The sequence below is a fragment of the Pseudomonas sp. FA117 genome, from assembly GCF_057370475.1.
Map to the genome: position 1 here is coordinate 645,137 of NZ_CM170675.1, position 17,667 is coordinate 662,803.

The following is a 17,667-nucleotide window of genomic DNA, read 5'->3' on the forward strand; positions in this document are numbered from 1 at the left end:
ATGGGGCATTATACGGCGAAGTCGCGAATATGCCCGGAGAGTTTGTAGCGGCGGGTTACCGGGCGCGGGCAAGCCCGCGCCTGCAGTAGTGACCGGGTCAGGGGCCTGGCCTCAATCCTGGCTGATCGGCAGGACGTAGTTCTCGAACTCGGTATCCTTGCGAAAGCCGATGGACTCGTAGGTCTTCCTTGCTGCGTCGTTGTCGCTGCTGGTCGACACACGCATGCGGATGGCGTTGGTTTCCTTGGCCATCTTCTTCGCTTCACGCATCAGGTGGTCGGCCACGAGCATGCGCCGCGAATCCTCGGCAACAAAGATGTCGTTGAGGATCCACACGCGCTTGAGCGACAGCGACGAGAAGCTCGGGTAGAGCTGGCAGAACCCCAGCAGCTTGCTGTTGTCGTCATCCGGCAGGGCCAGGTAGATCACCGATTCACCCCGTTTCAGACGCTTCTCGAGGAAGGTCCGCGAGGTGTCCGGGTAGGGCAGTTGCCCGTAGAACTCGCGATAGGTGACGAACAGCGGGGTGAGCAGGTCGAGGTGTTCCAGGGTTGCCTTGATGATGCGCATGAGCAGGCCTCAGAGTCCATTTGGGAACGGGGATGTGCAAGCTGCCTCGTACCGGCATGCTGCCCCAATGCAGCCTAGAAGCGCAATCCGCCCTGGGTTACATGTTTCTTACCCTTTACCGAGCAGGAAATTTCCGCATTTAGTGGAGGAGTTTTCGCTGTCGATGCTGTGGACCTCGGCCTCGTCCTTCAGGTTCACCCCCGACAGCTGCCGGCGACAGGCCTCGCGCATCAGGTACAGCAGGCGATGCGCGGCCATGCCGTAGCTCAGGCCTTCCAGGCGGACGTTGGAGATGCAGTTGCGGTAGGCATCGGTCAGGCCGACCTTGGGCGCATAGGTGAAGTACAGGCCCAGGCTGTCGGGCGAGCTGAGGCCGGGGCGTTCGCCGATCAGCATCACCGTCATGCGCGCACCGAGCAGCTCGCCGACCTCGTCGGCCACCGCGACCCGGCCCTGTTCCACCAGGATCACCGGGGCGCTGCTCCAGCCATCGGCGGCTGCCTGCTCCTCGAAGCGACTCAGCAGCGGCAAGGTGTGGCGATGCACGGCCAGGGCCGAGAGGCCGTCGGCCACCACGATGGCCAGGTCGACGCCGCCCGGGTTGGCCTGGGCGTGCTCGCGCAGGGTCTGCGCCGAGTCGTCGCTGAGGCGACGGCCCAGGTCGGGACGCTGCAGGTACTGGTGACGGTCGGCGGCGGCACTGTGCAGCAGCAGGCTGTCGCGGCCGCGGTCGCTCAGTTGCTGGCGCAGCCCGGCATGGTCGAAGGGCAGGTGCACCGCATCGCGGGCCTGGGCGTGGGCGAACTGGAAGTCCAGTTGCGCGCCGGTCGGCAGGCTGGTTCCGGTGCGGCCCAGGGCGATGCGCGCGGGCGTCAGGTTGCGCAGGGCCAGCCAGGGGTTGTCGTGGGTGGGTGTATGTCGGTCCATGGTCATCCCTATGCAAGCTGCGCCAGCGCGTGGCGGAAGGCCGCAGGCAGATTGTCGCCGAAGCGTACCCGACCGTCGGCCTGGGTGAAGATGCCGGTGCGCTCGAGCCAGGCTTCGAATTCCGGCCCGGGTTTCAGGCCCAGGGTCTGGCGGGCGTAGAGCGCGTCGTGGAACGAGGTCGTCTGGTAGTTGAGCATGATGTCGTCGGAGCCGGGGATGCCCATGATGAAGTTGATCCCGGCCACGCCGAGCAGGGTCAACAGGGTGTCCATGTCGTCCTGGTCGGCTTCGGCGTGGTTGGTGTAGCAGATGTCGCAGCCCATCGGCACTCCGAGCAGCTTGCCGCAGAAGTGGTCCTCGAGCCCGGCGCGGATGATCTGCTTGCCGTTGTAGAGGTATTCCGGGCCGATGAAACCGACCACGGTGTTGACCAGAAATGGCTTGAAATGCCGGGCCACGGCGTAGGCGCGGGTCTCGCAGGTCTGCTGGTCGACGCCGTGGTGGGCGTTGGCCGACAGCGCGCTGCCCTGGCCGGTCTCGAAGTACATGAGGTTCTGCCCCAGGGTGCCGCGCTTGAGCGACAGCCCGGCCTCGTAGCCTTCCTGCAACACGTTGAGGTTGATGCCGAAGCCGGCATTGGCAGCCTCGGTGCCGGCGATGGACTGGAACACCAGGTCCAGCGGCACGCCCCGGTTGATCGCCTCGATCGAGGTGGTGACGTGGGTCAGCACGCAGGCCTGGGTGGGGATGTCGTAGCGCTGGATGATCGCGTCGAGCATTTCCAGCAGGGCGCAGATCGAGGCGATGCTGTCGGTGGCCGGGTTGATGCCGATCATGGCGTCGCCGTTGCCGTATAGCAGGCCGTCGAGGATGCTGGCGGCGATGCCGGCCGGCTCGTCGGTAGGGTGGTTGGGCTGCAAGCGGGTCGACAGCCGCCCGCGCAGGCCCATGGTGCCGCGAAACGCGGTGACCACGCGAATCTTCTGCGCCACCAGCACCAGGTCCTGGACGCGCATGATCTTCGACACGGCGGCGGCCATTTCCGGCGTCAGGCCGGGGGCCAGGGCGCGCAGGCTGGACTCGTCGGCCACTTCGCTGAGCAGCCAGTCGCGCAGGCCACCGACGGTGAGGTGGCTGACCGGGGCGAAGGCGGCGGCGTCGTGGCTGTCGATGATCAGCCGGGTGATCTCGTCCTGTTCGTAGGGGATCAGCGCTTCGCTGAGAAAGTGGCTGAGCGGGATGTTGGCCAGGGCCATCTGCGCGGCGACCCGTTCGCCGTCGTTGGCGGCGGCGACACCGGCCAGGAAGTCGCCCGAACGTGCCGGGCTGGCCTTGGCCATGACTTCCTTGAGGCTGTCGAAGCGGTAGACCAGGTTGCCTACCGTGTGTACGAAACTTGCCATACAGAATCTCCAGAGCGCCGCAGGGCTGGCCTGCGGCGTAAGTCGGCGATCAGTGCAAGGCCTCTTCGGCCTTCTGGATCGCGGCGAATTCCTCTTCCGGTGTCCCGGCCACCAGGTGGTGGCGGCTGTAGAAAGCAAAGTAGGCAATTAATACCGCATAGATCACGGCAGCGCCAATCACCACGCGCGGATCGACCAGGAACCCGGCGACCACGGCGATGCACGCCAGCACCAGGGCCACACCCGAGGTGAAGATGCCGCCGGGGGTGCGGTACGGGCGCTCCATCTTCGGCCGGCGGATGCGCAGGGTGATGTGCGCGGCCATCATCAGCACGTAGGACAGGGTTGCACCGAACACCGCGACCAGGATCAGCAGGTCGCCCTGGCCGGTCAGCGACAGGGCGAAACCGATGATGCCGGGGATCACCAGGGCCAGCACCGGTGCCTTGCTCTTGTTGGTCTGCGAGAGCTTGCGTGGCAGGTAGCCCGCGCGCGAAAGGGCGAAGATCTGCCGCGAATAGGCGTAGATGATCGAGAAGAAACTGGCGATCAGCCCGGCCAGCCCCACCAGGTTGACGAAGCCGCCCATCCAGGTCGAGCCGCCGTAGGCCTTGGACAGCGCCTCCACCAGTGGATTGCCCGAAGCCTTGAGTGCTTCGGAACCGGCACCGCCAGGGCCGACCACCAGAATCAGCAGGGCGAAGGCCAGCAGCACCAGCATCGCGCCGATCAGGCCGCGGGGCAGGTCGCGCTTGGGGTTCTTGGTTTCTTCGGCGGCCAGCGGCACGCCCTCGACGGCAAGGAAGAACCAGATCGCATAGGGGATTGCCGCCCAGATGCCGACATAGCCGAATGGCAGGAAGCTGCTGGCGCCGACGGCGTCGGTCTTGGCGATGTCGAACAGGTTGGCTGCATCGAAATGGGGCACCATGCCGATCAGGAACACTGCCAGTGCAATCGCGGCGACGGCGGTGATGATGAACATCAGCTTCAGCGCCTCGCCGACGCCGAAGATGTGGATGCCGATGAAGACGATGTAGAACGCCAGGTAGATCATCCAGCCGCCGATGCCGAACAGCGACTGGCAGTAGGCGCCGATGAACACGGCAATGGCGGCGGGGGCGATGGCGTACTCGATGAGGATCGCCGTGCCGGTGAGAAAACCGCCCCAAGGCCCGAACGCGCTGCGGGCGAAGCCATAGCCGCCGCCGGCGGTGGGGATCATCGACGACAGCTCGGCCAGCGAGAAGCACATGCACAGGTACATGGTGGCCATCAGCAGGGTGGCCAGGAACATCCCGCCCCAGCCGCCTTGAGCGAGGCCGAAGTTCCAGCCGGCGTAGTCGCCGGAAATCACGTAGGCCACGCCCAGGCCCACCAGCAGGACCCAGCCTGCGGCGCCTTTTTTCAGTTCACGTTGCTGGAAATAGTCGGAGCCGACTTTCTCGAAATCTACGGAGGAACTTGCCGGCGTGCCGGCGGAATGATCGCTTGGCATGGATTCACCTGTTGTTCTTTTTGGTGGCCGGGAGGGGTTCCGGGCCGATGGTGATCGGGACTGCAGAAAGCGGGCCAGAGCGGTTGTTGCTCTGGAATTTGTGGCAGCAGGCTTGACCCTTCGCAGGCAAGTCGCAGCGACGGTTCGCCGCTGCGACTTGCCTGCGAAGTGCGCGCCTCGGTTTAGAAGAAGCCCAGCGGATTGATGTCGTAGCTCACCAGCAGGTTCTTGGTCTGCTGGTAATGGTCGAGCATCATCTTGTGGGTTTCGCGGCCGACGCCAGACTTCTTGTAGCCACCGAACGCGGCGTGCGCCGGGTACAGGTGGTAGCAGTTGGTCCACACGCGACCGGCCTTGATGCCGCGGCCCATGCGATAGGCGCGGTTGATGTCGCGGGTCCAGACGCCGGCACCCAGGCCAAACTCGGTATCGTTGGCGATCGCCAGCGCTTCGGCTTCGTCCTTGAAGGTGGTGACGCTGACCACCGGTCCGAAGATTTCCTCCTGGAACACGCGCATCTTGTTGTTGCCCTTGAGCAGGGTCGGCTGGATGTAGTAACCGGTGGCCAGCGCGCCTTCGAGTTGCTCCACCTTGCCGCCGGTGAGCAGCTCTGCGCCTTCTTCCTGGGCAATCTTGAGGTAGGACTGGATCTTGTCGAACTGCTGCTGCGAGGCCTGGGCGCCGACCATGGTGTCGGTGTCCAGCGGGTCGCCACGCTTGATCTGCAGCACCTTCTTCATCACCACTTCCATGAACTGCGGGTAGATCGACTCCTGCACCAGGGCGCGCGACGGGCAGGTGCACACCTCGCCCTGGTTGAAGAAGGCCAGGACCATGCCTTCGGCGGCCTTGTCGATGAAGGTCGGCTCGGCCTGCATGATGTCTTCGAAGTAGACGTTCGGCGACTTGCCGCCCAGCTCCACGGTGGACGGGATGATGTTCTCTGCTGCGCACTTCATGATGTGCGAGCCCACCGGGGTGGAGCCGGTGAAGGCGATCTTGGCGATGCGCTTGCTGGTGGCCAGCGCTTCGCCGGCTTCACGCCCGTAGCCCTGGACCACGTTGAGCACGCCCTTGGGTAGCAGGTCGCCGATCAGTTCCATCAGTACGGTGATGCCCAGCGGCGTCTGCTCGGCCGGCTTGAGCACCACGCAGTTGCCGGCGGCCAGCGCCGGGGCCAGTTTCCAGGCGGCCATCAGCAGCGGGAAGTTCCACGGGATGATCTGCCCGACCACGCCCAACGGTTCGTGGATGTGATAAGCGACCGTGCTCTCGTTGATCTCGGCGGCGCCGCCTTCCTGGGCGCGGATGCAGCCGGCGAAATAGCGGAAATGGTCGACCGCCAGCGGGATGTCGGCGTTGAGCGTCTCGCGGATCGGCTTGCCGTTGTCCCAGGTTTCGGTGATGGCCAGCACTTCGAGGTTCTGCTCGATGCGGTCGGCGATGCGCAGCAGCACGTTGGAGCGGTCCTGCACGCTGGTGCGGCCCCAGGCGTCGGCGGCGGCGTGGGCGGCATCCAGGGCCTTGTCGATGTCTTCGGCGGTGGAGCGGGGGAATTCGGCGATCAGCTTGCCATTCACCGGCGAGGTGTTCTCGAAGTATTGCCCTTTGACCGGAGCTACGAACTCGCCGCCGATGTAGTTGCCGTAGCGGCTCTTGAACGAGACCTTGGCGCCTTCGGTACCGGGATGTGCGTAACGCATGGTGTGTCTCCTGGCTATTGTGTTTGTCGGGGAGTTGGAAAGCGTAGAGCAAAGGTCGGGCCAGTGCTTTGCAGCCCTTTGCAATCAAGGGCTTGGATTACCTTGAAGGCAGTGGGTATGCGCGCTTGTACCGGTGGCGATACGGGCGAGGTGACACTTTGTGCCGTATTCGATACGGTCCTGGCGCGCCGGTCCGGCCTGCATTGCAAAGCGTTCCCGGGAGGAGGATGCTGACGGGACGCTCTATCTGCGGAGAACAACAAAAATGCAGAGCAACGCTTTCAGCCGCCATGCCCAACAGGTGCTCACGGTCGCTCGCGGGCAGACCAGCGGGCCGGGCAGCGACCCGTCCATCGCGCGTTCCTGGCTGCGCTGCCTGGAGGACTATCACCTCGATCCTGCGCTGGCCCAGGCTCCGGTGGTGCTCGAGCACGGACACTTGCTGGAGAGCCGCGAGCGCCTGCAGCAGGTGCTGCAGATCGCCGAGGGCGAGATGAACAGCCTGCACCAGCAGTTGTCCGGCTCAGGCCACGCGGTGCTGCTTACCGATGCCCGCGGGGTCATCCTCAACTGTGTCACCGCGCCCAGTGAGCGACGGATCTTCGAGCGCGCCGGGCTGTGGCTCGGCGCCGACTGGAGCGAGGCCCGCGAAGGCACCAACGGCATCGGCACCTGCCTGGTCGAGCGTCAGGCCCTGACCATCCACCAGGATGAACATTTCCGTGGCCGCCACACCGGCCTGACCTGCTCGGCCAGCCCGGTGTTCGACCCGCATGGCGAACTGCTGGCCGTGCTCGATGTGTCCTCGGCGCGTCCGGACGTGTCACGCCAGAGCCAGTTCCACACCATGGCGCTGGTCAACCTCTCGGCCAAGATGATCGAGAGCTGCTACTTCCTGCGCCATTTCGAGCAGCACTGGCTGCTGCGCTTTCATCTGCAGGCCGAGTCGGTCGGCTTGTTCAGCGAAGGGCTGCTGGCTTTCGATGGCGACGGGCGGATCTGTGCGGTCAACCAGAGTGCCCTCAATCTGCTGGGCAGCATCCGTGGCGGTGTGCTCGGCAAGCCGGTGGAGCGTTTCTTCGCCTGCAGCCATGACGAACTGTTCAGCCGTGCCACGGCGCAGGGCAGCGCGGCCTGGCCACTGCGCACCCACGACGGACGCCAGCTGTTCGCCAGCCTGCGCGGGCAGGCGCACAAGCCGGTGTGGTCGGTGCCCGCGCCGATGCCCTCGGCTGCGACGCGTGCCGAACCTGGCATCTGCCTGCTCGACCCGGCGCTGCAACAGGATTTTCGTCGCGCCTTGCGGGTCTACCAGCGCGACGTGCCGGTGCTGCTGAGCGGTGAGACCGGTTGCGGCAAGGAAGCCTTCGCCCAGGCCGTCCACCAGGCCAGCGAGCGGCGGGGCAAACCGTTCGTGGCGATCAACTGTGCGTCGATTCCGGAAAGCCTGATCGAGAGCGAACTGTTCGGCTACCGCGGCGGCAGTTTCACCGGAGCGCGCAAGGAGGGCATGCGCGGCAAGCTGCTGCAGGCCGATGGTGGCACCTTGCTGCTGGATGAGATCGGTGACATGCCGCTGGCCTTGCAGACCCGCTTGCTGCGGGTGCTGGAGGAGCGCCAGGTGGTGCCGATCGGCGGTGAGCCGCAGGCGGTGGACCTGCGTATCGTCAGTGCCACTCACCGCGACTTGCTGGAGCGGGTGGAGCAGGGGACGTTCCGCGAAGACCTCTATTACCGGCTCAACGGACTGGAGGTTGCGCTGCCGGCGGTGCGCGAACGCAGCGACAAGGCGCAGTTGCTCGACTTCCTGCTGAGTCAGGAGGCCGAGGGCCAGCCCATCGAGCTTGCACCCCAGGCGCGCGAGGCGTTGCTGGAATTTGCCTGGCCAGGGAACGTGCGGCAGATGCGCAACGTGCTGCGCACTTTGGTGGCGTTGTGCGACGGCTCGCGTATCGAGCTGTCGGACCTCCCCAAGACCGTTGTGGACGCGGCGGTTCGGCGGTCCGACTTGTCCCGTGATGGCGCAGGCGGGGCCAGCGATGTCGTGTGTGCTGACACCATCGCGGGGCCAGCCCGCTCACAGGCAAGTGATCCGGCACCGTTGGAAAGTGCCGAGCGCGATGCGCTGCTGAGGGTGCTGCAGGCAAACCGCTGGCACCTGACCCGCGTCGCCGAGCACCTGGGCATCAGCCGCAATACCTTGTATCGAAAACTGCGCAAACACGGCATCTCCAGGGCCGGCTGAGCGAAACAGCGGGTGCGATTTCCCTCGGCCTGGGCTACCCTGCCTCGACGTTTTGCGAGGTCGATCATGCACATTCATATTCTCGGTATCTGCGGCACTTTCATGGGCTCGCTGGCGGTGCTCGCCAAGGAGCTCGGCCATCGCGTCACCGGCTCCGACGCCAACGTCTATCCCCCGATGAGCACCCAGCTCCAGGCTCAGGGTATCGAGCTCACCCAGGGCTACGATCCGGCCCAGCTGGAACCGGCTCCCGACCTGGTGGTGATCGGCAACGCCATGTCGCGCGGCAACCCTGCCGTGGAATACGTGCTGAACAAGGGCCTGCCCTATGTCTCCGGCCCGCAGTGGCTGGCCGACCACGTGCTGCAGGGGCGCTGGGTACTGGCCGTGGCCGGCACCCACGGCAAGACCACCACCAGCAGCATGCTGGCCTGGGTGCTGGAGCATGCGGGCATGAGCCCGGGCTTCCTGATCGGCGGCGTACCGCAGAACTTCTCCGTTTCGGCGCGCCTGGGCGGCACGCCGTTCTTCGTGGTCGAGGCCGACGAATACGACAGCGCCTTCTTCGACAAACGCTCGAAGTTCGTGCACTACCACCCACGCACTGCGATTCTCAACAACCTCGAGTTCGATCACGCGGATATCTTCCCGGATCTGGCATCCATCGAGCGGCAGTTCCACCACCTCGTGCGGACCATCCCCAGCGAGGGCCTGGTCATTCACCCGACCACCGAGCAGGCGTTGGAACGGGTCATCGGCATGGGCTGCTGGACCCCGGTGCAAACCACCGGCGAAGGTGGCCAGTGGCAGGCCCGCCTGCTCAGCCCGGATGGCTCGCGCTTCGAGGTGCTGTTCGAGGGCGAGGCGCAAGGCGTGGTGGACTGGGCCCTGACCGGCCAGCACAACGTCGCCAACGCCCTGGCCACGCTGGCGGCCGCGCGCCATGTCGGCGTTGTGCCGGCCATGGGCATCGAAGGCCTGAGTGCCTTCAAGAGCGTCAAGCGGCGCATGGAGAAGGTCGCCGAGGTGCAGGGCGTGACCATCTACGACGACTTCGCCCACCACCCGACCGCCATCGCCACCACCCTCGACGGCCTGCGCAAGCGTGTCGGCGAGGCGCCGGTGATCGCGGTGATCGAGCCGCGCTCCAATTCCATGAAGCTCGGTGCCCACCGTGACGGCCTGCCGGACAGCGTCAACGACGCCGACCAGGTGATCTGGTACGCGCCAGCCAACCTCGGCTGGGACCTGGCGGCCACGGCCGAGCAGTGCACCGTGCCGAGCGTGGTCGCCGACAGCCTCGAGGCGATCATCGAGCGGGTCAAGGGCCAGGCGCGTCCCGGCACCCACGTGGTGATCATGAGCAACGGCGGCTTCGGCGGGCTGCACGGCAAGCTGGCCGAGGCGCTGAAGTGAGCGGCCCGGAACGCATCACCCTGGCGATGACCGGCGCCTCCGGGGCGCAGTACGGCTTGCGCCTGCTCGATTGCCTGGTGCGTGAGGATCGGGAGGTGCATTTCCTCATTTCCAAGGCCGCACAGCTGGTGATGTCCACCGAAACCGACGTGGTGCTGCCACCCAAGCCGCAGGCCATGCAGGCGTTTCTGACCGAATACACCGGCGCTGCCGCCGGGCAGATCCGCGTGTACGGCAAGGAAGACTGGATGTCGCCGGTAGCCTCGGGCTCCGGTGCGCCTGCTGCGATGGTGGTGGTGCCGTGCTCGACCGGTACCTTGTCGGCGATCGCCACGGGCGCCTGCAACAACCTCATCGAGCGCGCTGCGGACGTGACTCTCAAGGAGCGTCGGCAACTGATCCTGGTGCCGCGTGAGGCACCGTTCTCCACCATCCATCTGGAGAACATGCTCAAGCTGTCGCAGATGGGCGCGGTGATCCTGCCTGCGGCGCCAGGCTTCTATCACCAGCCGCAGACCATCGATGACCTGGTGGACTTCGTCGTTGCGCGGGTGCTCAATCTGCTGAACATTCCCCAGGACATGCTGCCGCGCTGGGGTGAACATCACTACGGGGCCGATGATTGAAGCGCGCGCTGGCAGGCTTGTTGCTGCTGGGCTGCCTGAGTGGCTGCGCGACAGTACGAACGCTGGACGCCAACCAGCCGGGGGCGCCGGTGGTGTATGCCGGCACGCGGCTGGACCTGTATGTGATCAATGGCGGGTGCTGCCCGCGGTATCATTTCGGCGCGGATGCGCCGGCATATCCACGGTTGGATCTGCCGGGCAGCATGTTGCTGGATACCGTACTGTTGCCGCTGTCGTTGCTGACGGCGGCCGGGGTGGGGTTCAACGCCCGCGGCGGCCTGTAACGGCCCTTTCGCGGGTAAACCCGCTCCCACAGGGACCGCACCGTCTTTGAATCCTGTGCGGGCCTTGTGAGAGCGGGTTTACCCGCGAAGAGGCCTTTGAAGGTATCGCTATTACTTGCCCAGCTTGCGCAACTCGTCAGACTCGACCACGCGAATTCCGTCCTCTTCCTCCAGCGCCAGTCGCCACAGTGCCCGAGCCAGGGTGCAGGCCTCGATGCCGCGGTACTTGCCCGGAATCAGCCGTGCGAATGGCCCGGCCAACTGCTCGGCCAGGCGCGGTTCGAGCCTTTCACCGAGCAGCAGCGACGGGCGCACGATGGTCAGCTGTGGCCAGTCCTGCGCCCTGAGCGCTTGTTCCATCTCGCCCTTGACCCGGTTGTAGAAGATCGACGACTTCGGGTCGGCCCCGAGCGCGCTGATCACCAGCAGATGGCGCGCGCCCATCTCCCGGGCGCGCTTGCTGAAGGCCACGACCATGTCCAGGTCGACCGCACGGAAAGCGGTTTCGGAGCCTGCCTGCTTGAGCGTGGTGCCCAGGCAGCAGAAGGCGATATCGACGCGCCCGGCCAGTTGCGGGAGAAAAACCGCCGGATCACCCACCGGGTTTTCCAGGTGGGGATGTTCGGCCAGCGGCCTGCGGGTAGGCGCCAGCACGCGGCTGATGGTGGGTTCGTTGAGCAGGCGATCGAGCAGGTGTTCACCCGTCAGGCCCGTGGCACCGGCAAGCAGGACATGCTGAGGCGTCAAGTACATGATGTCTCTCCCTTGTTACAGCTCAGCTTAGCGGGTTCCAGGCTTTTTTGCCTGTGCCGGCTCGGCTGGCTGGGCCTTGTTTCGCAGGGCTTCCTCGGCCTGTTGCCGGCGCAGACGCTGCCAGTGCGCAAGCACCTGCGGCGGTGCCCAGATCTGCGGCTCGGACGCCTCGAAACCTTCCCTTCGTTCCCGTTCGGCAACGCTGGCGCGCGCCAGTTCAAACGCTTGTTTCAGATCGTCGGTCTGGTTCAGCGCCTGGGCGAACAAGGCGTCACCGAAATAGGTGAAATCGGCTTCCTCCGAACAGCCGAACGAGACCCGGTCGGGGCGTGCGGCGGTCATGATCAGGGTGCGGTCATCCTTGAGCGGAGCAATGTAGCCTCCTGAATAGCAGGCGGAGATGACAATGACCTTGTCGCGGTCTTTCAACGGCGCAAGGGCACTGGCCAGCTCGTCGGCAGACAGGTCGGCGAGCTGCAGGCGCGGTTGGTCGAGCACCAGTTGGTGGTCATGGCTGCCGTGGCTGGTCAGGTAGATGAACACGATGTCCTCTGCGCCGCTGCGTTCGGCCAGGGTGCGGGCGGCGCGGGTGAGGTTCTCGCGGGTGGCCATCGGCCGGTCGGCCAGGTGGTCGCGGTGGTTGACCAGGGTCACCTGGCCGCGGGCACCGAAGCGCACCTTGAGCATGTCGCTGACGTAGTCGGCTTCGCGCAGGAACACGCTCTGCTGGCCATCGCCGGCCATTACCAGGCTGTACAGCTGGATCGGTGGGGCCGAGCGCGGCACCTTGGCCAATGTCTCGTCGAGCAGCCTGCCCTGGTTGAGCAGGGCCAGGTCCAAGGGGTCGGGCAGCAGCGCGCCCTTGTCGTCACGCACGCGTACGCCGTTGATCCATTGGCCGGCCTCGACGCGACCGTCGGCCTGGATCAGTCGGCCATGGCCCTGGTAGGCGTCGTTTTCGAAGGCGCCGATGTACTGGCTGCCGTCGGCCAGGTGCAGGTGGCCCTGGCCGGAAAAGCGCCAGTCCTGGAAACCGCCCTTGTAGCGGCTGCCGTCACTGCCCAGCAGTTCGCCCTGGCCACTGAGCGCGCCATCCTTGAAATCGCCGATCCACACATCGCCGTCGGCGTTCTCGTATCGGCCGCGGCCTTCGAGGCGGTTCTGCTTGAAGTCGCCGATGTATTGCTCACCTTCGACGCTGTCGTAGGTGCCGGGGCCTTCGATCTGGCCGTCGATGAAATGACCGCTGAACTGGTTGCCGCTGGCATCGCTGCGCACGCCTGCGCCATTGGGCTTGCCCTTGGCGAACAGCCCCTGGTAGCGGCTGCCGTCGGCCAGTTCGAGTTGCCCGGCCCCTTCGTACTGGTCGTCCTTGAACTGGCCACGGTAGGTCTGGTCGTGCTGCTTGAGCGTACCTTCGCCGTCGCGTCGGCCATGCCTGAACGTGCCGGCGTAGTGGCTGCCCGGGGTGCTCAGCTCACCGAGGCCTTCGAACAGCCCGGCGGCGAACTGGCCGCGATAGACTTCGCCGTTGCTGCCATGCCACTCACCCTGGCCATGCCACTGGCCGTCCTTGAACGTGCCGGCATACCAGCTGCCGTTGGGGTAGTCGATGCGGCCTTCGCCCTGCAGCAGGCCATTGACCACCTCGCCCCGGTAGCGCCCGCCGTCGGGCAGGCGCGCGTCCGGCGGCGACAGCGGTTCGCCTTCGCCGCAGGCGGCGAGCAGCAGGATCAGGGTCAGGGGCAGCAGCGAGCGCATGGCGTAATCCGGGCACAAAGGTGCGCCGAGTATGCCGCAGAATCGGGGCGTGAGACAGTCGTGGCCGGGGCCGTCGAGCGGCCCCGGCGCTGCCTCAGACGAAGCAGAGCGACAGAGGCTCGGCGATGTAGGCCGGCTTGTCCTGGCCTTCGATCTCCAGGGTGGCGGTGGCCTTTAGCAGCCACTGGCCAGGCTTCTTCTCGGTCACTTCGGTCAGATCGACCTTCAGGCGTACGCGGCTGTCGACCTTCACCGGCTGGATGAAGCGCACGCTGTCCAGGCCGTAGTTGACCACCATCTTCAGGCCTTCAGGCAGGACGAGGATGTCCTCCATCAGCTTGGGAATCAGCGACAGGCTGAGAAAACCGTGGGCGATGGTCGAGCCGAAAGGTGTCCTGGCGGCTTTTTCCGGGTCCACATGAATGAACTGGAAATCGCCGGTGGCCTCGGCGAACAGGTTGATGCGCTGCTGATCGATCTTCAGCCATTCGGAACGTCCCAGTTCCTTTCCAACGTACTGCGAAAGCTCTGCAACAGGTACATAGGGCATCGCGACTCTCCAGGTTGTCATTTGGTACGAAAGTGCAAGATCAACACGGCCGACCGTTGCGGTCAAGTCGTTACCTTTTCGGCGAATATCGCCTTATACAGGCCAAACGCGTGCTTATAATGACGCCCGTTGCCCCGAGGAGATGCTTATGCTGTTGCGTGGTTTGACCTGGCTGGTGCTGTTCCAACTGGTGGGCACGGCGCTCAATCACCTGGTCCTGCACATGCTTCCCGGGCCGATCATCGGCCTGCTGCTGTTGCTGGGCTTCCTGATGATCCGTGGCGAGGTCGGCAAGCCACTCAACGAAGCGGCTGGCAGTCTGCTGCGCTACCTGCCGCTGTTGCTGGTCCCGCCTGCGGTGGGGGTGATGGTCTACGCTCGCGACATCGCGGCGGATTTCTGGGCCATCGTCGGGGCGTTGGTGATCTCCTGCGTGCTGACCCTGGCGTTCGTCGGTGTGCTGATGCAGAAGCTCATCCACCGCCAGGGCAAGCATGAGGAGCAGCCATGAGCCTCGACTGGCAGGGTGCCCTCGAGGCGGTCATCCACCATCCGCTGTTCGGCATCGGCATCACCCTCGGCGCCTATCAACTGGTGCTGGCAGGCTACGAGCGTACCCGCTGGATCTTCCTGCAGCCGGTGCTGGTGTCGATGCTGGTGGTGATCGGCGTGCTGCTGGCGTGCGGCATCGACTACAGCGAATACAAGCGCAGCACCGAGATCCTCAACATCCTGCTCGGACCGGCCACCGTGGCCCTGGCGGTGCCGCTCTACCTCAACCTGCGGCGCATCCGCCAACTGTTCTGGCCGATCTTTACTACGCTGGTAATCGGAGGCCTGTTCGCCACCCTGGCCTGCCTGGCGCTGGGCTGGTGGTTTGGCGCCGAGCACATGATCCTGATGACCATGGCGCCGAAGTCGGTGACTTCGCCCATCGCCATGCTGGTGGCCGAGCAGATCGGCGGCGTGGCGGCGCTGGCGGCGGTGTTCGTGCTGCTCACCGGGGTGATCGGTGCGATCTTCGGCCCGGCCCTGCTCACCCGCTGCGGCGTGCTCAGCCCCGAGGCGCGGGGCATGTCGCTGGGGATCACGGCGCATGCGGTGGGCACCTCGGTGGCCTTGCAGGAAAGTGATGAATGCGGCGCCTTCGCCGCGCTGGCGATGAGCCTGATGGGCGTGGCCACGGCGGTGTTCCTGCCGCTGGCCGTCAGTCTGGTGGCTTGAGGAGTCGAGATGACGTTACCGCTGTTCCCCCTCAATACCGTGCTGTTCCCCGGCTGTCTGCTCGACCTGCAGATCTTCGAGGCGCGCTACCTGGACATGATCGGCCGCTGCATGAAACAGGGCGAAGGCTTCGGCGTGGTGTGCATCCTCGAGGGCGAGCAGGTCGGCCACGCACCGGCGGGCATTGCGTCGTTCGGTTGCGAGGCGCTGATCCGCGACTTCGTGCAGCAGGACAACGGTCTGCTGGGCATCCGTGTCGAGGGCGTGCGGCGCTTTCGTGTGGAGCAGACCGATGTGCTCAAGGACCAGTTGATGGTCGGCGAGGTGCAGTGGCTGGCCGAACCGGGCGACAGCCCGCTGGTCGAGCAGGATGATGACCTGCTGGCGCTGCTGGTCGCGCTGGGTGAGCACCCGATGGTCGAGGCCCTGGACATGCCGCGCGAAGTCGACGGGCGCCAGTCGCTGGCCAACCAGCTGGCGTACCTGCTGCCGTTCATGGACGAGGACAAGATCGACCTGCTGGCGATCGACTCGCCCGCAAAGCGACTGGAGGCCATCCAGTTACTGCTGGAGCGGATCCAGGGGGAGTTGTTTGCCTGAGCTTTCGCGGCGCACGCGACAGGGCCGGTAAATCCGGCCCTTCACTTCAATACTGATAGCGCAGCAACGCCTTGGGCAGCGAGTGCATGGCAAAGAACGCCAGCAGCGCGATGCACGCCGGCAGGATCAGCCACCACACCTTCTGCGGCAGCGCCACCAGCGGTTCGCGGTACTGCACCAGGGTCAGGCTGACCGCACACACGCAGCACGCCAGCAGGGCTCCGGCCAGAATGTCGGTGGGCCAGTGCGCGCCCAGGTACACCCTCGACAGGGCGATCGACAGTGCCGGCAGCACGCCCAGCAACACCCAGGTCAGGCGCATGCGCGGCGGCTGGCCGCGACCGGCCAGTACCGCCAGCACCAGGAAGAAGGCAAAGGACGCCGAACTGTGCCCACTGGGCATGCTGTAGCTGGTCAGCGGATCGGCCAGCACCTCCGGGCGCGCCCGGGCGAACAGCCATTTCAGCGAGCCGTTGCACAGGGCCGTGCCGATCAGCGCGCCGCCAGCGAACAGCGCATGGCGCCATTGCCGTGCCAGCAGCAACAGGCCGGTCAGCAGGCCGCCGAGGAAGAGCTGGGTCTTGAAGTCGCCCAGGCGCGTGACGATGACCACGGCGCCGTCGAGGGCCTTGCTGCGGTGTTCCTGGACCAGGGTCATGACCCCCTGGTCGAACTCGTGCAGGTAGGGCCAGCCGAGGAACACGCCTGCCAGCGCCAGCAGGCTCAGGCCTGCGATCAGGCGGGTGCCGTGGCGCTGGTCGCGGATGCTGCTGTTGAAACTCAGGCCCACCAGTACCGCCAGGCCACCGGCGATGATCCCGGCGTCCAGCCAGAAGCCCTCGGGCAGCGGCAGGCGCATCGCCGCGCCCGTGGCCCAGCCGGGCAGCAGGTAGGCTACCGACCAGCCGGCACCGGCCACCAGGCTCACGGCGATGAAGCGCGGCAGCGGCATGTCGAACATGCCGGCGACCATCGGCAGCATTGGCCGCAGCGGACCAATGAATCGGCCCACCAGCAGGCTGGCGATGCCATAACGCTGGAAGTAGGTCTCGGCGCTTCCGATCCATTCCGGATGATGGCGCAGCAGCGGCAGGCGGCGGATGTTCTGGTGGAAATACTTGCCGATGGTGTACGACAGCGCATCGCCCAGTATGCCGCCGAGAAAGCCCAGCAGCAGCGTTTCGCCCAGGCTGAAGGCGCCGCTGCCGGCCAGCACGGCCACGGCGAACAGCAGCACGGTGCCCGGCACGATGATGCCGGCGATGGCCAGGCATTCGATGCAGGCGATCAGGAAGATGGCCAGGCCAAGCCACTGCGGGTTCGCGCCAAGCCAGCCGGTGAGGCTGTCGAGCCATTGGCTCATGGTGTCAGTTTCCTTGTTCCAGGATGAAGAAATCCCGTCCTTCGACCTGGCCCCGGCGCAGCGGGTTCCGGGTGCAGAAACGGGCGAACTCGGCGTCGACGAAGCGGTACGGCAGGTGCTCGTCGCGGCCCTGGGGGATGCCCAGGCGGGTGGTCTGGATCACGCGCGGCACACGGACGGCGCAATCCTCGACGTACAGCCCCTCGGGATCGAAGCGGCGCGCGTCCCAGTCGGGCACCTTCAGACCCAGGGCGCGGCACAGCAGGGTCTGGCCGGCGCACAGGCGCTGCGCCGGGCGCAGGCCGCCGCTGGCGTCGGGGTTGTTGAGCTGCATCTGCGCCAGGCTGTTGGCATCGGAAAGTGCATCGACCCAGGGGTAGGCCGACTTGATCAGCACGGCGTTGCCCGGCCCCTGGGCGGTGAAGTTCAGCGAATCGCCGCCGCGGGCGTAGTACATGTAGATATGACCACCGTCGAGAAACAGCGCCTTGCGCTTCTCGGTGTAGCCGAGCGAGGCATGGCTGCCCTTGTCGGTGAGGTAGTAGGCCTCGGTCTCGATGATGCGCGCGGCCAGCCACAGGTCGCCGTGGCGATGGCGGATGACCTTGCCCAGCAATGCGCGGGCGAGGGTCTGGGCGTCGCGGTCGAAGAAGCTGTCGGGCAGGGCGCGGGCCGGGCAGGGGACGGGCATGTTGGCGGTTCGTGGTGGTGAGGGCGGGGATGATAGCAATGAAAGGCTTAATC

The 17,667-nt window shown here is 65.7% G+C and carries 17 protein-coding genes; 7 read left to right on the forward strand and 10 right to left on the reverse strand.

Annotated features, from left to right (window positions below; translation table 11 throughout):
* Nucleotides 1–111: 111 nt before the first annotated feature.
* From AC1TXO_RS03075 to exaC, 5 genes are all read right to left on the reverse strand, one after another.
* Nucleotides 112–570, reverse strand: a complete 459-nt coding sequence (locus tag AC1TXO_RS03075; protein WP_486404985.1) for a GNAT family N-acetyltransferase — start codon at nucleotides 568–570, stop codon at nucleotides 112–114.
* A gap of 108 nt (nucleotides 571–678) precedes the next feature.
* Nucleotides 679–1,497 carry an ethanolamine ammonia-lyase subunit EutC gene (eutC, locus tag AC1TXO_RS03080; protein ID WP_486404986.1) on the reverse strand — a complete coding sequence of 273 codons (819 nt, stop codon included), beginning with the start codon at nucleotides 1,495–1,497 and terminating at the stop codon, nucleotides 679–681.
* 8 nt (nucleotides 1,498–1,505) lie between these two features.
* Nucleotides 1,506–2,900 (reverse strand): ethanolamine ammonia-lyase subunit EutB, encoded by a 1,395-nt coding sequence (locus AC1TXO_RS03085; RefSeq protein ID WP_486404987.1) that lies wholly within the window; start codon nucleotides 2,898–2,900, stop codon nucleotides 1,506–1,508.
* Nucleotides 2,901–2,949: 49 nt separating this feature from the next.
* Nucleotides 2,950–4,398, reverse strand: coding sequence for an ethanolamine permease (eat, locus tag AC1TXO_RS03090; RefSeq protein ID WP_486404988.1), 1,449 nt, complete (start codon nucleotides 4,396–4,398; stop codon nucleotides 2,950–2,952).
* Nucleotides 4,399–4,580: 182 nt separating this feature from the next.
* Nucleotides 4,581–6,101: an acetaldehyde dehydrogenase ExaC gene (gene exaC, locus AC1TXO_RS03095; RefSeq protein WP_486404989.1), complete on the reverse strand. Its 1,521-nt coding sequence runs from the start codon at nucleotides 6,099–6,101 to the stop codon at nucleotides 4,581–4,583.
* 265 nt (nucleotides 6,102–6,366) lie between these two features.
* Between exaC and AC1TXO_RS03100 the strand changes: the two genes are divergently transcribed.
* The 4 genes from AC1TXO_RS03100 (at nucleotide 6,367) to AC1TXO_RS03115 (ending at nucleotide 10,672) form a co-directional block, all read left to right on the forward strand.
* Nucleotides 6,367–8,346, forward strand: coding sequence for a sigma-54-dependent Fis family transcriptional regulator (locus tag AC1TXO_RS03100; protein WP_486404990.1), 1,980 nt, complete (start codon nucleotides 6,367–6,369; stop codon nucleotides 8,344–8,346).
* A 66-nt stretch (nucleotides 8,347–8,412) separates the two neighbouring features.
* Nucleotides 8,413–9,762, forward strand: a complete 1,350-nt coding sequence (mpl, locus tag AC1TXO_RS03105) for a UDP-N-acetylmuramate:L-alanyl-gamma-D-glutamyl-meso-diaminopimelate ligase (RefSeq protein ID WP_486404991.1) — start codon at nucleotides 8,413–8,415, stop codon at nucleotides 9,760–9,762.
* Nucleotides 9,759–10,388 (forward strand): flavin prenyltransferase UbiX, encoded by a 630-nt coding sequence (gene ubiX, locus AC1TXO_RS03110; RefSeq protein ID WP_486404992.1) that lies wholly within the window; start codon nucleotides 9,759–9,761, stop codon nucleotides 10,386–10,388. Before mpl ends, ubiX begins: the two co-directional genes overlap by 4 nt.
* The gene (locus tag AC1TXO_RS03115) at nucleotides 10,385–10,672 is read left to right on the forward strand and encodes a YceK/YidQ family lipoprotein (RefSeq protein ID WP_486404993.1); all 288 of its coding nucleotides are present in this window, start codon (nucleotides 10,385–10,387) and stop codon (nucleotides 10,670–10,672) included. Before ubiX ends, AC1TXO_RS03115 begins: the two co-directional genes overlap by 4 nt.
* 111 nt (nucleotides 10,673–10,783) lie before the next feature.
* On the opposite strand, the gene AC1TXO_RS03120 is transcribed toward AC1TXO_RS03115, so the two are convergent.
* The 3 genes from AC1TXO_RS03120 to AC1TXO_RS03130 form a co-directional block, all read right to left on the reverse strand.
* Nucleotides 10,784–11,425, reverse strand: a complete 642-nt coding sequence (locus AC1TXO_RS03120) for an oxidoreductase (protein ID WP_486404994.1) — start codon at nucleotides 11,423–11,425, stop codon at nucleotides 10,784–10,786.
* Between the two features lie 27 nt (nucleotides 11,426–11,452).
* Nucleotides 11,453–13,186 carry a C13 family peptidase gene (locus AC1TXO_RS03125; RefSeq protein WP_486404995.1) on the reverse strand — a complete coding sequence of 578 codons (1,734 nt, stop codon included), beginning with the start codon at nucleotides 13,184–13,186 and terminating at the stop codon, nucleotides 11,453–11,455.
* A gap of 94 nt (nucleotides 13,187–13,280) precedes the next feature.
* Nucleotides 13,281–13,736 (reverse strand): MaoC family dehydratase, encoded by a 456-nt coding sequence (locus tag AC1TXO_RS03130; protein WP_486404996.1) that lies wholly within the window; start codon nucleotides 13,734–13,736, stop codon nucleotides 13,281–13,283.
* Between the two features lie 148 nt (nucleotides 13,737–13,884).
* On the opposite strand from AC1TXO_RS03130, the gene AC1TXO_RS03135 reads away from it, so the two are divergent.
* From AC1TXO_RS03135 to AC1TXO_RS03145, 3 genes are read left to right on the forward strand one after another with little or no spacing between them, the layout of a single operon-like run.
* Entirely contained in the window at nucleotides 13,885–14,247 is a 363-nt protein-coding gene (locus tag AC1TXO_RS03135; protein ID WP_486404997.1) for a CidA/LrgA family protein, read from the forward strand.
* Nucleotides 14,244–14,960, forward strand: coding sequence for an LrgB family protein (locus AC1TXO_RS03140; RefSeq protein WP_486404998.1), 717 nt, complete (start codon nucleotides 14,244–14,246; stop codon nucleotides 14,958–14,960). Before AC1TXO_RS03135 ends, AC1TXO_RS03140 begins: the two co-directional genes overlap by 4 nt.
* Before the next feature lie 9 nt (nucleotides 14,961–14,969).
* Complete coding sequence (locus AC1TXO_RS03145; protein WP_486404999.1) at nucleotides 14,970–15,560, forward strand: LON peptidase substrate-binding domain-containing protein; 591 nt, start codon at nucleotides 14,970–14,972, stop codon at nucleotides 15,558–15,560.
* A gap of 46 nt (nucleotides 15,561–15,606) precedes the next feature.
* Here AC1TXO_RS03145 and AC1TXO_RS03150 read toward each other — a convergent pair whose 3' ends face one another.
* Together AC1TXO_RS03150 and AC1TXO_RS03155 are read right to left on the reverse strand one after the other, a co-directional pair.
* The gene (locus AC1TXO_RS03150) at nucleotides 15,607–16,923 is read right to left on the reverse strand and encodes a bifunctional DedA family/phosphatase PAP2 family protein (RefSeq protein ID WP_486405000.1); all 1,317 of its coding nucleotides are present in this window, start codon (nucleotides 16,921–16,923) and stop codon (nucleotides 15,607–15,609) included.
* A gap of 4 nt (nucleotides 16,924–16,927) precedes the next feature.
* The gene (locus AC1TXO_RS03155; RefSeq protein WP_486405001.1) at nucleotides 16,928–17,614 is read right to left on the reverse strand and encodes a DNA-3-methyladenine glycosylase; all 687 of its coding nucleotides are present in this window, start codon (nucleotides 17,612–17,614) and stop codon (nucleotides 16,928–16,930) included.
* Nucleotides 17,615–17,667: the final 53 nt, after the last annotated feature.